The sequence below is a fragment of the Candidatus Rickettsia colombianensi genome, from assembly GCF_003664375.1.
In the GTDB taxonomy this organism is placed as follows: Bacteria; Pseudomonadota; Alphaproteobacteria; order Rickettsiales; family Rickettsiaceae; genus Rickettsia; species Rickettsia tamurae.
In genome coordinates this window covers 83,104-95,531 of record NZ_RAQN01000013.1, presented here as the reverse complement: position 1 = coordinate 95,531, position 12,428 = coordinate 83,104, and the positions used below count along the sequence as shown (strand labels likewise).

The window sequence follows — 12,428 nt, the reverse complement described above, 5'->3', positions numbered from 1 at the left end:
ATCGGCTTAATGACGACTTAAATTTAAGTAGTCATGAGTGGCTTATAAAGGCTACGGAATATGAAGGCTCATGGTGGAAATTGGCTTATAAAAAATAATGATAATAAGCTAGTAGATTCTTTAGATTATCAGAATCTAAAGGCTATTGAAGAAGTACCGGGAAGTTAAGAAGATAGGTGTTGGATCTTTTTATTGTCATACCGCGACTTGATCGCGGTATCAAGTCTTCTTCTTTATTTTTTTATGGATACCGTGGTCAAGCCACGGTATGACATAGCGGAATGCAAACCATGCAGATAACGCCTAAAATATAAATAAGTCATGAAGAGAAAAAATAATAAATTTATAGAAACATCTATTGCCTTTATCTTGGGAGTTGCTTTAGGTATTTATGGACAGAATCCGGATTATTTTACTAATCTAATAAATCAAAAATCATTAGCTTTATCTGCACCTCAAATAAAGCATTACAATATTTCAGAGCTTTCAAGGAGTAAAGTTAGTACATGTTTTACTCCGCCTGCTGGTTGTACTAAGTTTATAGCCAATCAGATAGATAAAGCTGAAGAATCTATTTATATGCAGGCATACGGTATGAGCGATGCGTTAATTACTACTGCACTTATTAATGCACAGATGCGAGGAGTAAAAGTTAGAATATTACTTGATCGTAGTAATTTAAAGCAAAAATTTTCTAAATTACACAAATTACAACGAGCAAAAATTGATGTAGGTATAGATAAAGTACCCGGAATCGCTCATAATAAAGTTATAATTATCGATAAAAAGAAAGTAATAACCGGTTCGTTTAATTTCACGGCTGCTGCCGATAAACGTAATGCTGAAAATGTGATTGTTATAGAAGATCAAGAATTAGCAGAGTCTTATTTACAAAATTGGCTAAACAGAAAGGCGAGCAACTGAGAGGAGATTTCCACGATGTCATTCCTGCGAAAGCAGGAATCCAGTAACTAAAAGATATAAATATATTTAATTTTTTATATTAAAAGCTCAAATAATTTCGCTTTTTTCTGGATTCCTGCTTTCGCGGGAATGACATCAAACGCATTTTTCGATCCATGCAACAACGCCTTCAGTCATTCGCAATGACGTTGAAAATTAAGCAGATTTCTTATTGAAGTTTTTTTGTACTTGTTCTGCCATATTCTGCATATTATTAGAAGCATGATGAACATTCTCGGCAATATGCTTATTTGCGGCTTCTAATATTTGGGTTGAAGACTCATAAGCAATACTTGCTAATTTCTTAGCATTATCCATAGATGTTTCATAAATAGATTTTAAACATTTTTGATGATATTCACTAGCTTGTTTGAAATCTTTAGCATTTGCTGCTTCTTTAGTAGTATTCAAAATTAGTATTAACATTATTTTGTATAATCTCGGAATTTTTCTTAAGCAAAGATTGCATGCTTTCTGTAGCAATTTGGTTAGTTATTAAAAGAATATTCATAGCTCTTTTCATTGTATTTGTGATAGATGAAAGATCTACACTGGGGATATTTTTCATAGAACTCATATAAAATGCCGGATTCATATAGGATTTCATTAAATCTAAAAATTGTGTATTATTTAACATTATTCATTCTCCTAAAATAAATTAAAATTTTTGCTTAAAAAATTTTTTTGTGTTTTATAGGTTACGTATATGTAAACATAAACCCTCAATTTATGCTAACATTTATAAAATTATGAGTCAATAATTGTTAGCATTAAGAATAATATTAAAAATAGTTAAGTTTTTATAAATGTTAGATTTATCAATTCAAGAATTAATAAATAAGTGGCAAAAATACCTCGTTTTGCAAAGAAATTACTCTAATCATACAGTAATTTCTTATAATAATGACCTTAAGCATTTCCTTGAGTTTATGAATTATTATAATTCAGAGCTTGTAACGATAAATCATATTAAAACCGCAGATATAAGATTAATCCGAAGTTGGCTTGCAAAACGTAACTATGATAATTTTACCACTTCTTCAATTTCACGTGGTTTATCTGCAGTAAAAAATTTTTATAGGTTTTTAGAGAAAACAACACAATTAAATAGTCATATAATTTTTTCTATAAAATCTCCTAAAAAAACTAAATTGTTACCAAAAGCTTTATCGGAGGATGATGTAGTAATATCACTTGAACATATTGAAGAATATGGGAATGTTAAGTGGGTAGAACTTAGAAATAAAGCCCTACTTGTTCTTATATATGCTTCAGGTCTACGTATATCGGAGGCATTATCAATTACAAAACTTCATCTACAAAATCTAGAATTTATAAGAATAATAGGTAAAGGTAGTAAAGAAAGAATAATTCCGTGGTTACCGATTGCTAAAAATTTAATTACCAAATATTTAGAAATATTGCCGTATAAGCTAGGGGATAATGAACCGATATTTAGAGGAAAGCAGGGTAAGAAATTGCAGCCACCGGTATTTAATCGTGAATTAATTAAATTAAAGCATTTTTATGGTTTACCGCAGCATTTAACTGCTCATTCATTTAGACATAGTTTTGCTTCACATTTGCTTGAGCATGGTGCAGATTTACGCTCTATTCAAGAGCTATTAGGTCATAAAAGTTTATCTACTACACAAAATTATACTAAAACAAGTATAAAGCATTTAGAGGCTGTATATACTACCGCATATCCAATTAAAAAATAAAATATATTAATATTCATAATCTTCTTGCGTTAATTTTAAGTTATATATATATATTATTTTAAAAACCTTATAAACATAATATATTGAAGCTAATATTGAGATATTAATATGCTAGAAACACCTAAATTACCTATGGGATATAAACCTTCTAAAGATGAAGAATATATGTGTCCTAATCACCTAGAATATTTTAGACAAAAACTTTTAAGGTGGAAAGAGAATTTATTAAAGGAATCTCAAGAGACTTTAGATCATTTAAAGGAAGAAAATTTAAAAGAATCCGATCTTAACGATTGTGCTACTCATGAAACAGAAAGAGCTTTTGAGCTTCGTAGTAGAAATAGATATTGTAAATTAATGAGTAAAATAGAAGAAGCATTATCACGTATTAAAAATGGGGAATATGGTTACTGTGAAGAAACAGGCGACCCAATAGGTATAAAAAGATTAGAAGCACGACCTATTGCTGCATTATGTATTGAAGCTCAAGAGCGTCATGAAAATTATGAAAGAAGTCATTTGGATGAGCCTGGAAACTGAGTAGCTAAGTAATTTATGTAGTGGATACTGAGTCGTCATTGCGAGAAGAAACTATAAGTTTCGACGAAGCAATCCACTAAAATGCGTAGCATTTTTATTATTTTTCTAGATTGCCACGCGGTCTTTGACCACTCGCAATGACGATTGTGTCTCCACGCAACAATGTTCACGACTATTAGCGTTTATATACCTTAAAACCTAAAGAAGTTAGAGCATTTACCGTTTCGAATAAAGGTAATCCCATAACATTTGAATATGAGCCGGAAATAAATGAGATAAAAGCTTCTGCATAACCGGAAATTTTGCACCCGCCGGCTTTATCTATTCCTTCATCCAAAGAACAATAAAAATTAATCTCTTCATCACTTAATTTTTTGAACTTAACAATAGTCTGAACTATTTTTTGTCTAACTGTAAGCTGATCATTCTCTTTTTTGATAATACATAAACCGGTATGGACACGATGACGACGTCCGGATAACATCTTAATACAATTCTTGACTTCTTCGTAAGTAGTAGCTTTCGGCAATATTCTTCTACCTACTGCCGCTACGGTATCGGCAGCTATAATTATAGCTGATTCCTCTATTTGAGATGCAACTTTTATAGCTTTTTCGTAAGCAAGTCTTATGGCTAAGGGAGCGGGTAATTCACGCAAATTAGGTGTTTCGTCTATATCTGCTGGAATAATTTGTGAAGGAGTAATTCTTATTTGGTGTAGTAATTCAATTCTTGCAGGAGAGCTTGATGCTAATATAATCGGTAGGTTTTGTTTGTTCTGCTTCATACTTATAAAGACTAGTGACGATGAATCACACGCCCTTTAGTTAAATCATAAGGAGTCATTTCTACCATAACTTTATCTCCTAGTAATATTCTGATACGATTTTTACGCATCCTACCGGAAGTATGAGCAATAATTACATGATCATTCTCAAGCTTTACTCTGAAAGTAGCATTAGGTAAAAGTTCAAGTACTGTACCTGTAAACTGAATGAGGTCGTCTTTTGACATTAGGTTTAAATTTATATTTATGGTCGGGGCGGAGAGATTCGAACTCCCGACCCTCTGGTCCCAAACCAGATGCGCTACCAGGCTGCGCTACGCCCCGAGAATTAATTATGTCTATACTATATACTCTATTATTCGTAGCAAATCAATTTGTTTATGTAAAAATTTATAGATTTTGCTCAATAAAGAAAGATATCGTCATTGCGAGCAGACATTGTTGCGTGGATCGAAAAACGCATGTCATACCGTGGCTTGACCACGGTATGACACCGAGCGTGCTTTATGGTCCATGTGTATTTCTTAAGTTTTATATACGATTTACCGAATTTCTATAAAAAATACATAAAGTTTAATTTATTTTAAACAAGAAAAAGTAACTTATGACTACTTTCTATATGTAGAAAATACTTTATTTTATAGGTATTTTTATAGATATTTTAGTATTTAATTAATGTTTTTTAACTAAAAGTAACGTGTTATTTATATAACAAAATCATAAGTTAGAAAATTTTTTGTTCTTTTAATAATTATTAATCATTTCTTCTTACTCTCTTTTATTATTTAATATTAATTAAAGACCTGAATAAAAATTTAATTTTATTATTAACTTTTTTTAAAAGTGCAACATAACAAAAATGTTAAGAATTTTTATCTTAATATCATTTTACTAAAGATTTTTAAAAATCTTCCAAAAATACATAAAATTTATATTTGTTAATGAATACTAGTCTCGAATTTATAATTTAGAAAATTAAGTCCAAATTTAGGAGATGTTATGTCAAGTCAACGAAAAAATACTCTAAAAAATTTAATAAAAAAAGCATGTTCGCATCAACTGCGGCAGTGATGTTTGCTAGCACAAGTGCACTCGGGGTTTGAACCGTCATAGGTCCAAATGTTGTGTTATCCACAGGCTTTAACCTTGATGGTGGAACGCCTTTTGCCCCAGGGGATGATTTAGCACTTGGATGAGTATTTAATTTCACTGCTAATGTTTCAATTGGCTCTTTAAATATAGGTGCCAATAATAACGCAGTTATGACTGTACCGGCCAATACCGCAATAAATCTCGGTAATGTTACATCTAATGGTGTCGGAAGTGGACTAAATATCGATTGTCCTAATAACGGGGCGGCTTTAACTTTAACAGGTAACACTTATTACGTTAATAATATGAATTTTAACAACACTGTTAGTACGTTGACTATTGCTTCTACAGTTGTTGCTCCTGCTGATCCTACCGTTTACTTGGATGAACACACTATTATAACTGATGTTCAGGGTCAAAATAATCTTACAATAGCTACTAATACGCCATTCGTTGTTAAAAATCCAAATTGGAATAAAGCGAATGCTATTAATATTGGTAACCTTAATGGATCAAGATATAATCTTGCAACCGATACTTCAGTTTACTCCCCAGGAAATGAAGTTGTAGATATACAACCTACAAAAAATATCAATTTTTCCGGCTCAAATTCTAGTTATATAGTAAGTAATGAATCAAAAAATGAAGCAAAATTTATAGTTACTGTGAAACTAATTCCGGCACAGGATTTATGGGGTCAATTAGGAGTACACGTGGCTTCTGGTAAACGAGAAATTGCACTTGATGCAGGTAGTGGCAACGGAACAGGGGGAACAAAAAGGCTTAGCATATTTAGTACCGATGGGATAGCCGATGAGCCGGGACAACTTCTAAATCAAAATCTGGTTACAATTACAGGAACTATCTTTGCACAAACTATTCAGATAGGAAACTAGTATCAGCCTCTTGTTGGAGGTGACACCCCTTATGGTTTAGATTGGGAAACGGGAATTGATACAGGAAATGTAGGGTTAGTACAATTTACGCACAACTCGTTAACACGCTTTCAAAAAAGCGTAATTTCTGATATAGATTTTAAAGGTACTGCCGCACAAGTAACAATAGCTGCCGGTGGGAATATAATTAATTCCGTAGCCGGAGGAAATAATACATTAAATTTTGCTGGTGGTAGTACGGTTACCGGAAATATAGGAGCCAATAATGCGATTAATATATTAAATATTTAAGGCGATAATACTACAGCTGTTGATTTGGGAGGTAATGTTACAGTTAATAACTTTAATTTTACTAGTGATGGGATAGCTGTAGTAGGAGGAACATTAACTGCAACAGCAGGAGTTGATTATAACAATGCAGCAGCTAGACTTCAATTTAACGGTGCTGTAGGCATAAATCCTTATACTTTTGTAAGTCCGGTTCTTCAGGCTAATAATGGTATATTAGACGTTTATACTAACCTTCTTGCTACTAATGCGAGTATCGGAACACTTGCAACAATTAATATAGGTAATGTTGTAGGTCCGGTCGACGGAGAGTTTACGGTTACCGTTCCAGGAAATTTTGCCTTAGGAGGTACGGTTAATATACTCACAATTGATTATAGAAGCACCAGCTGGAGGACAAACAGTGAACTCGATGAAGGTAACGCTAATAATTCCGTTTACGGAGTATGGGTTAGCCCATATTACGGCAAAGCGGTACAAAAAGCCTTTAACGGACTTAGCGGTTATAAAGCTAAATCTACCGGTGGTTCAATCGGGGTCGATACCGTTATAAACGATAATATAGTTCTTGGTGCTGCTTATACTAGAGTCGATACGAAGTTACGTTACCAAAATGCTAAAGCCGGTAATACTACTAAGGTCGGAACTAACATGGGTTCTATATACAGTTTATATAACTTTATAAATAACTGGTTTGTAGAAGGCGTAACTACCTATTCACGAAGCGATATTAAAACTAATGAACTACGTAATATTATAGTATAGGTGGTTATGAAACGGCACACGGTAAGTATCATTCAACTTCTTATAGCGGTCAAGTAGTTGGGGGTTATAATTATCTATGGAAAGAAACTTCATTTGCACCGATGGCAGGTTTAAGACTTACTAAGATTAAAGATTCCGGTTATCAGGAATACGGTACTTCTTTCCAAAATCTAACTATTCAGAAGCGTCAATATAATAAGGTTGAGGGTATACTCGGCGGTGAAATTAAAACAACTTTCTATAAGGATGAGTTCATAATTAGACCGCAAGTTCTCATGCCTTTATTAATTACGACTTTAAAGGTAAAACACCGGCAATCATTGCAGATCTTAACGGTCTTAATGAGCCTCTACCGGTACCGTCACCTAAACCTACTAAAATAAATGCTGTATGATTTAGGAGCAGGGGTAGTACTTAAGAAAGGCAGAATGGAGTACGGAGTACATTACAGGTTGAACTTAGCTAAAAAATACCATGCTCAATCTGGTACGCTAAGACTTAAAGTAAACTTCTAAAAATCCACTTACTAATAGCAAATTACATAAGTAATTTGCTATTAGTAATAATTTAATGAACTATAACATATCTAAATCAACATTTAGAACGGTACTTAGTTTTTTTAATGTATCTATTGTGCCTTTTCGTAATCCTTTTTCAATAGATGATATATATTGCTTAGTTTTATCAATTTTAATAGCTAATTGTTCTTGAGATAACCCTCTATATTCACGATAAACTTTAATAGGATTTTCACCGTCCAGGATTTTTTGTACTAATTCTTCAGGAAAATATTCCTCATTTTTGGCTATAGCTTCAGTGTATAATGTTTCATCGGTAATACATTGTTTTTTATTGATAAGTTCCTGATATTCATTAAAAGGTATAACAACAAAAGCAGGCTTTCCTTGATATTCTATTATATGTTTATTACTCATTTATATACCTCTCCTCTAACATCAACATTAATTCCTAGAATTTCTAACTTTCCTTTATTTATTCTATATATAATTCTATAGTCCCCAATCCTTAATCTATAACCATCGTGTCCTATTAATTTCTTGATATTATTATTTTCCTTATAAGGATTTAGCTTTAGTTGTTCTAATTTTTCTAATATAGCTTTTCTTTTGTTTGTAGAAATTTTGAGTAAATTTTTTAAAGCTGTTTTAGAAAAGCTGAGTTTATATTGCATTTAGAAATGAGAATAGATTAAATTATAATATACTCTATGTAAGAATAGAAGTCAACATATTGTTGACCAATGCAAAAGTTAATTTAAAATTTGGTTTTATCAGAAAAATTATAATCTTAATGCTAAGTAAGTATAAAACTTAATTAAATAATAAGTTGAATTTATGTAAAATTTATTATATTAGTATTTGTAATTATTTTTCAGGAACTGCGATAGTTTTTATGGTAATTGCATGTAGTTTTGTATTTAATATTTCAGATAAGGCATTTTTTACTAATTTATGTTGATTAATTAAAGAAAGTCCATTAAATTGAACATCTAATATTTCTAATGCATAATGGTCTTGATCTCCTACTAAATCAGTAATTTTTATTATACTGTTTGGGAAGGATTCCTTAAGTATTTTTTTTAGCTCTTCTGCAGATATTGCCATTATTTTATCACTTTTTAGATATAAAAGTCTAAATATTAATTAAAGTTTTTTTGGGTTAAAGTAAAGCTTTATATGAATTTTTATTATAGAATTTTAAACATTCATTGATAAACTCTACTCTTATGCATATAATAATTAATATTATTATGTCATTTATTAATTATTATGAAAAAAGAAGCTGAAGAATTAAAATTATTTATCTTAGAATGTTTGAGTGAGAAAAAAGCAGAAGATATTGAGGTAATTGATTTAACAGGAAAACATAAATTAGCCGATTATATTATATTTGCTAGCGGTCGTTCGACTAAAAATGTTGGAGCAATTGCCGAATATGTAGCTTTAGAATTAAAAAATAATGCCGGTGTAAATAGTAATATTGAGGGGCTTGGTAAATCAGAGTGGGTACTAATAGATGCAGGTACTATTTTAATTAATATTTTTTATCCTGAAGTACGGGAGCATTTTAAGCTAGAAGAAATTTGGAAAAAATGAACGATCATATTCTTATTAACGTTATAATTTTACTCGGTACTGCGGTTTTTATCGTGGCTATACTTAAGCGTCTTAGATTAAGTCCAGTACTTGGTTACTTAATTGCGGGAGCTGCAATAGGTGATCACGGTTTAAAAATCGTAACATATGACCAAACTAAGTTACTAGGTGAACTTGGTGTAGTATTTCTATTATTTGCAATAGGTCTTGAGTTATCCTTCGAGCGATTAAAAGCTATGAGACGATATGTCTTTGGTCTCGGTAGTTTGCAAGTTTTAACGACTGCTATAGTAATTGCCGGTGCAATGGTACTTATAGACGGTAATAGTAGTGCGGCTATCATTACCGGCGGTGGTCTGGCCCTTTCATCTACGGCACTTGTTATGCAGGTTATTGAGGAAAATCGTAGTCAATCAACGCAAATAGGAAGAGTTTCTTTAGCTATTCTATTACTGCAAGATTTGGCCGTAGTTCCATTGCTTGTGATAGTTCCGTTACTTGCCGGTAACAATAAAGCCTCGCTTGCAGCGGCTCTTGGTATTGCACTCTTAAAAGCCGTAACGGCCTTACTTACAATATTTATTGTTGGTCGTGTTTTTCTTCGTCCTGTATTTTCATTCATTTCATCAGAAAGTAATAATGCAAGCGAGTTACCTATTTCGATGACTTTGTTAATAGTACTTTCTGCTGCTTGGGCTACTGAAACATTTGGTTTGTCTTTAGCTCTAGGAGCATTTGTTGCCGGAGTATTAGTTGCGGAAACTGAATTTAGATTGCAGGCAGAAGAAAGTATTTATCCTTTTAAAAGTTTATTTTTAGGATTGTTTTTCATGACCGTCGGTATGAATATCGATGCCCTAGAAATGTATGAAAAAATATCTCATATTCTTACTTTATCTATTGCTTTAATAGGTATAAAAACCTTAATCATAACGGCTTTTTGTATTTTATTTGGTTTTAATAAAGGAGTTGCTTTTTATTCAGGCTTATTATTATCGCAAGGCGGAGAGTTTGCTTTTATATTATTCAGTTTAGGTAAAGATAGCGGAGTATTAGAAGAAAGTACTGCCGATATATTATTACTCGTAGTTACTTTTACTATGGCACTTACTCCATTACTCGCAGCTTTAGGGAAAAAGATTGCCGAGAAAGTTGATAAAGGACTAGGTAAAACTCCGACTCAAATGATTGAGCTTGGTGCAAGAGATTTAACAAACCATATTATTATTGCCGGACTCGGTAATACCGGTAAAATGGTAGCAAGAGTTTTGGAAGCAGAAGGTATAAGTTACGTAATACTTGATTTAGATGATGATAGAGTCAAAGAAGAGCTATCAAACGGTTTACCGGTTTTTAAAGGTGATGTATCGCAAGCCGATACTCTAAAGGCATTAGGTACGGAAAGAGCATTTGCTATAATACTTACTATGAATAATCAAGTAACTATTAAGAAATCGCTTAAAACAATTAGCGGTAATTATCAGGATATACCGGTTGTCGTTAAGTTAAAAAATTTAAAAAATGCTAGAGAGTTTTATGATTTAGGCGCCACAACTATTATTCCGGAAAGTTATGAGACTGGATTACAAATCGGTGGAACAGTCCTAAAAAATATAGGTATTAGCGAGCAGGAAGTTAATAGAATAAAAGTACAATTTAGGCTTGGTAATTATATAATAGCAAAAAAAGAAGATGCTTTATCTGAAGCGGAATATAATGATTAAAATTCTTATTACTTTAATTATTGTAATATTATCAACAACAATTAACGCCGATAATAAAAAATTGCCTATTCCGAGATTTGTTTCAATAAAATCTAATGAAGTAAATGCAAGAAGCGGACCAACTACTAAATCTGCCGTAGAATGGGTTTTTGTTAAAAAAGGCGAACCGGTAGAAATAACTGCAGAATACGAGCAATGGCGACAAGTACGTGACATTAACGGCGAAGGCGGTTGGATACATTCAAGCGTCTTATCAGGTAAAAGATCAGTAGTTATTACTTCTGATAAGAAAATAGAACTTACCAAATCCGCAGACCCTAAAAGCCGAGTTATAGCAAAATTAATGCCCAAGGTTCGCTGCGGTTTAAAAAAATGTAAAGAACAATTCTGCCAAATTACATGTAAGGATTACACAGGTTGGATTTCCAAGAAAGTAATTTGGGGAGTATATGATGATAATGATAGGTATTAATTTACTATAACATTTAATAATAAAATTGCTTACTACTTGAGACTAAATTTGCTATATATAAAAACTTACTAAAGATATAATTATTTATGCAAAGATATTTAGACGGTACAAATGATGTCGCATTTAAAAAATTATTTAGTGATAAAGTAAAATTAATAAATTTACTGAACTCTCTTCTTAGGTTATCGAAAGGAAATAGAATCATAGGTTTAAGCTATATAACTACTGAACAATTGCCTTTATTTCTTGAAGGGAAAAGAAGTTTATTCGATCTAAAAGTTAAAGATGAAACTGGTAGATGGTATATAATCGAGATGCAGCGAAAATGGAGAAAGATTATCTTAATAGAACGCAGCTTTACGGTTGTTATACCTACATTAATCAAATTAAGAAAGGTATGAAACATAGGGATTTATTGCCGGTAGTAATAATAATTTCTATCATAGGAACAAAAGCTTTGCCTGATGATGCTGTATATTAGATATCATCATATAAAAGAAAGCAATACTCATAAACAATATTTGTTTTCATTAACTTATGTATTTATTGAACTAGGAAAATTTAAAAAAATGATTTTAAAGATGATACAGATGAATGGTTGCATTTATTAAAATATGCTTTGCAAGAACAAGAACCGCCAAAAGAGATTAAAAATGAAATTGTGTTATCGGCATATGCAAGTTTAGAGCAATATAAATGGACAGAACAGGAGTATGATGATTATTTTAGAGCTGCAATGGCTATACAACAAGAAATAGACAAGTTTGAAGAAAAATTTAAAGAGGGCGAAGTTAAGGGTAAAGCTGCAGGAAAGGTTGAAGGAAAAGCTGAGGAAAAAATTGAAACAGCAAAAGAAATGCTAATAGAGAACGAACCTATAGAGAAAATAGCACGATATACTAAGCTTACAATAGAAGAAATAAAAAAGCTAAAATGTAGATATTTAAATGAAGACTGTATTCCCCGAACGTTCAGAGTTAGAGCAAAGATTAGTTATATTGTAGGCCAAATTTTAGGTGTCGCAAGAGATAAAATTGCTATGATTAGCTTATAGGGCTCT

The 12,428-nt window shown here is 31.9% G+C and carries 20 protein-coding genes, 1 tRNA gene and 1 pseudogene; 13 read left to right on the top strand and 9 right to left on the bottom strand.

Going from position 1 to position 12,428, the window contains the following annotated elements; all coding sequences use genetic code 11:
- The first annotated feature begins 321 nt into the window (after nucleotides 1–321).
- Nucleotides 322–924 (top strand): phospholipase D, encoded by a 603-nt coding sequence (pld, locus tag D6968_RS04720; RefSeq protein ID WP_121543769.1) that lies wholly within the window; start codon nucleotides 322–324, stop codon nucleotides 922–924.
- Nucleotides 925–1,119: 195 nt separating this feature from the next.
- On the opposite strand, the pseudogene D6968_RS04710 reads toward pld, so the two are convergent.
- A pseudogene (locus D6968_RS04710) lies at nucleotides 1,120–1,600 on the bottom strand (phasin family protein).
- Nucleotides 1,601–1,769: 169 nt separating this feature from the next.
- Here D6968_RS04710 and D6968_RS04705 point away from each other — a divergent pair.
- Together D6968_RS04705 and dksA are read left to right on the top strand one after the other, a co-directional pair.
- Nucleotides 1,770–2,687: a tyrosine recombinase XerC gene (locus D6968_RS04705; RefSeq protein WP_121543767.1), complete on the top strand. Its 918-nt coding sequence runs from the start codon at nucleotides 1,770–1,772 to the stop codon at nucleotides 2,685–2,687.
- A 108-nt stretch (nucleotides 2,688–2,795) separates the two neighbouring features.
- Entirely contained in the window at nucleotides 2,796–3,227 is a 432-nt protein-coding gene (gene dksA, locus D6968_RS04700; protein WP_121543765.1) for an RNA polymerase-binding protein DksA, read from the top strand.
- 175 nt (nucleotides 3,228–3,402) lie between these two features.
- Here the strand turns inward: dksA and D6968_RS04695 are convergent, their stop codons facing one another.
- The 3 genes from D6968_RS04695 to D6968_RS04685 all read right to left on the bottom strand — a co-directional run bounded on the left by D6968_RS04695 (nucleotide 3,403) and on the right by D6968_RS04685 (nucleotide 4,338).
- On the bottom strand, nucleotides 3,403–4,014 hold the full coding sequence (locus D6968_RS04695) for a Maf family protein (protein WP_121543763.1): 612 nt from the start codon (nucleotides 4,012–4,014) through the stop codon (nucleotides 3,403–3,405).
- Nucleotides 4,015–4,025: 11 nt separating this feature from the next.
- The gene (gene infA, locus D6968_RS04690; protein WP_010977828.1) at nucleotides 4,026–4,241 is read right to left on the bottom strand and encodes a translation initiation factor IF-1; all 216 of its coding nucleotides are present in this window, start codon (nucleotides 4,239–4,241) and stop codon (nucleotides 4,026–4,028) included.
- A gap of 20 nt (nucleotides 4,242–4,261) precedes the next feature.
- Nucleotides 4,262–4,338: transfer RNA gene (locus tag D6968_RS04685), tRNA-Pro, on the bottom strand.
- Between the two features lie 10 nt (nucleotides 4,339–4,348).
- Here D6968_RS04685 and D6968_RS04980 point away from each other — a divergent pair.
- The gene (locus D6968_RS04980) at nucleotides 4,349–4,573 is read left to right on the top strand and encodes a hypothetical protein (protein WP_146624404.1); all 225 of its coding nucleotides are present in this window, start codon (nucleotides 4,349–4,351) and stop codon (nucleotides 4,571–4,573) included.
- A 438-nt stretch (nucleotides 4,574–5,011) separates the two neighbouring features.
- Here D6968_RS04980 and D6968_RS04680 read toward each other — a convergent pair whose 3' ends face one another.
- A complete protein-coding gene (locus tag D6968_RS04680) occupies nucleotides 5,012–5,263 on the bottom strand; it encodes a hypothetical protein (protein WP_121543761.1) in 252 nt (83 codons plus the stop codon).
- 13 nt (nucleotides 5,264–5,276) lie between these two features.
- On the opposite strand from D6968_RS04680, the gene D6968_RS06130 reads away from it, so the two are divergent.
- Nucleotides 5,277–6,002 (top strand): hypothetical protein, encoded by a 726-nt coding sequence (locus D6968_RS06130; RefSeq protein ID WP_245969333.1) that lies wholly within the window; start codon nucleotides 5,277–5,279, stop codon nucleotides 6,000–6,002.
- Between the two features lie 110 nt (nucleotides 6,003–6,112).
- Here D6968_RS06130 and D6968_RS05365 read toward each other — a convergent pair whose 3' ends face one another.
- Nucleotides 6,113–6,265 carry a hypothetical protein gene (locus D6968_RS05365; RefSeq protein ID WP_177717346.1) on the bottom strand — a complete coding sequence of 51 codons (153 nt, stop codon included), beginning with the start codon at nucleotides 6,263–6,265 and terminating at the stop codon, nucleotides 6,113–6,115.
- 52 nt (nucleotides 6,266–6,317) lie between these two features.
- On the opposite strand from D6968_RS05365, the gene D6968_RS06125 reads away from it, so the two are divergent.
- The 3 genes from D6968_RS06125 to D6968_RS06330 are packed head-to-tail and all read left to right on the top strand — an operon-like array spanning nucleotide 6,318 to nucleotide 7,570.
- Complete coding sequence (locus tag D6968_RS06125) at nucleotides 6,318–7,055, top strand: autotransporter outer membrane beta-barrel domain-containing protein (protein WP_121543759.1); 738 nt, start codon at nucleotides 6,318–6,320, stop codon at nucleotides 7,053–7,055.
- On the top strand, nucleotides 7,052–7,438 hold the full coding sequence (locus tag D6968_RS06335) for an autotransporter outer membrane beta-barrel domain-containing protein (protein ID WP_121543757.1): 387 nt from the start codon (nucleotides 7,052–7,054) through the stop codon (nucleotides 7,436–7,438). The genes D6968_RS06125 and D6968_RS06335 overlap by 4 nt, the downstream gene beginning before the upstream one ends.
- Nucleotides 7,439–7,570 (top strand): hypothetical protein, encoded by a 132-nt coding sequence (locus D6968_RS06330; protein ID WP_281269452.1) that lies wholly within the window; start codon nucleotides 7,439–7,441, stop codon nucleotides 7,568–7,570.
- A gap of 60 nt (nucleotides 7,571–7,630) precedes the next feature.
- On the opposite strand, the gene D6968_RS04655 is transcribed toward D6968_RS06330, so the two are convergent.
- The 3 genes from D6968_RS04655 to D6968_RS04645 all read right to left on the bottom strand — a co-directional run bounded on the left by D6968_RS04655 (nucleotide 7,631) and on the right by D6968_RS04645 (nucleotide 8,680).
- Entirely contained in the window at nucleotides 7,631–7,990 is a 360-nt protein-coding gene (locus D6968_RS04655; protein WP_121543755.1) for a helix-turn-helix domain-containing protein, read from the bottom strand.
- A complete protein-coding gene (locus tag D6968_RS04650; protein ID WP_121543753.1) occupies nucleotides 7,987–8,247 on the bottom strand; it encodes a type II toxin-antitoxin system RelE family toxin in 261 nt (86 codons plus the stop codon). Before D6968_RS04650 ends, D6968_RS04655 begins: the two co-directional genes overlap by 4 nt.
- A 193-nt stretch (nucleotides 8,248–8,440) precedes the next feature.
- Nucleotides 8,441–8,680, bottom strand: a complete 240-nt coding sequence (locus tag D6968_RS04645) for a BolA/IbaG family iron-sulfur metabolism protein (protein WP_121543751.1) — start codon at nucleotides 8,678–8,680, stop codon at nucleotides 8,441–8,443.
- Between the two features lie 165 nt (nucleotides 8,681–8,845).
- On the opposite strand from D6968_RS04645, the gene rsfS reads away from it, so the two are divergent.
- From rsfS to D6968_RS05360, 5 genes are all read left to right on the top strand, one after another.
- A complete protein-coding gene (gene rsfS, locus D6968_RS04640; RefSeq protein ID WP_121543749.1) occupies nucleotides 8,846–9,172 on the top strand; it encodes a ribosome silencing factor in 327 nt (108 codons plus the stop codon).
- Nucleotides 9,169–10,896: a monovalent cation:proton antiporter-2 (CPA2) family protein gene (locus D6968_RS04635; protein WP_121543747.1), complete on the top strand. Its 1,728-nt coding sequence runs from the start codon at nucleotides 9,169–9,171 to the stop codon at nucleotides 10,894–10,896. Before rsfS ends, D6968_RS04635 begins: the two co-directional genes overlap by 4 nt.
- On the top strand, nucleotides 10,889–11,368 hold the full coding sequence (locus D6968_RS04630; protein ID WP_121543745.1) for an SH3 domain-containing protein: 480 nt from the start codon (nucleotides 10,889–10,891) through the stop codon (nucleotides 11,366–11,368). The genes D6968_RS04635 and D6968_RS04630 overlap by 8 nt, the downstream gene beginning before the upstream one ends.
- A gap of 86 nt (nucleotides 11,369–11,454) precedes the next feature.
- Nucleotides 11,455–11,769 (top strand): Rpn family recombination-promoting nuclease/putative transposase, encoded by a 315-nt coding sequence (locus tag D6968_RS04625; RefSeq protein WP_245969332.1) that lies wholly within the window; start codon nucleotides 11,455–11,457, stop codon nucleotides 11,767–11,769.
- Nucleotides 11,770–11,966: 197 nt separating this feature from the next.
- Complete coding sequence (locus tag D6968_RS05360; RefSeq protein WP_177717317.1) at nucleotides 11,967–12,422, top strand: hypothetical protein; 456 nt, start codon at nucleotides 11,967–11,969, stop codon at nucleotides 12,420–12,422.
- Nucleotides 12,423–12,428: the final 6 nt, after the last annotated feature.

What these genes read in the sequence shown, in the direction of transcription:
- pld (WP_121543769.1), top strand. Translation starts at nt 322, where the DNA reads ATGAAGAGAAAAAATAATAAATTTATAGAAACATCTATTGCCTTTATC.
- D6968_RS04705 (WP_121543767.1), top strand. Translation starts at nt 1,770, where the DNA reads ATGTTAGATTTATCAATTCAAGAATTAATAAATAAGTGGCAAAAATAC.
- dksA (WP_121543765.1), top strand. Translation starts at nt 2,796, where the DNA reads ATGCTAGAAACACCTAAATTACCTATGGGATATAAACCTTCTAAAGAT.
- D6968_RS04695 (WP_121543763.1), bottom strand. Translation starts at nt 4,014, where the DNA reads ATGAAGCAGAACAAACAAAACCTACCGATTATATTAGCATCAAGCTCT.
- infA (WP_010977828.1), bottom strand. Translation starts at nt 4,241, where the DNA reads ATGTCAAAAGACGACCTCATTCAGTTTACAGGTACAGTACTTGAACTT.
- D6968_RS04980 (WP_146624404.1), top strand. Translation starts at nt 4,349, where the DNA reads ATGTCTATACTATATACTCTATTATTCGTAGCAAATCAATTTGTTTAT.
- D6968_RS06130 (WP_245969333.1), top strand. Translation starts at nt 5,277, where the DNA reads ATGACTGTACCGGCCAATACCGCAATAAATCTCGGTAATGTTACATCT.
- D6968_RS06330 (WP_281269452.1), top strand. Translation starts at nt 7,439, where the DNA reads ATGCTGTATGATTTAGGAGCAGGGGTAGTACTTAAGAAAGGCAGAATG.
- D6968_RS04655 (WP_121543755.1), bottom strand. Translation starts at nt 7,990, where the DNA reads ATGAGTAATAAACATATAATAGAATATCAAGGAAAGCCTGCTTTTGTT.
- D6968_RS04650 (WP_121543753.1), bottom strand. Translation starts at nt 8,247, where the DNA reads ATGCAATATAAACTCAGCTTTTCTAAAACAGCTTTAAAAAATTTACTC.
- D6968_RS04645 (WP_121543751.1), bottom strand. Translation starts at nt 8,680, where the DNA reads ATGGCAATATCTGCAGAAGAGCTAAAAAAAATACTTAAGGAATCCTTC.
- rsfS (WP_121543749.1), top strand. Translation starts at nt 8,846, where the DNA reads ATGAAAAAAGAAGCTGAAGAATTAAAATTATTTATCTTAGAATGTTTG.
- D6968_RS04635 (WP_121543747.1), top strand. Translation starts at nt 9,169, where the DNA reads ATGAACGATCATATTCTTATTAACGTTATAATTTTACTCGGTACTGCG.
- D6968_RS04630 (WP_121543745.1), top strand. Translation starts at nt 10,889, where the DNA reads ATGATTAAAATTCTTATTACTTTAATTATTGTAATATTATCAACAACA.
- D6968_RS04625 (WP_245969332.1), top strand. Translation starts at nt 11,455, where the DNA reads ATGCAAAGATATTTAGACGGTACAAATGATGTCGCATTTAAAAAATTA.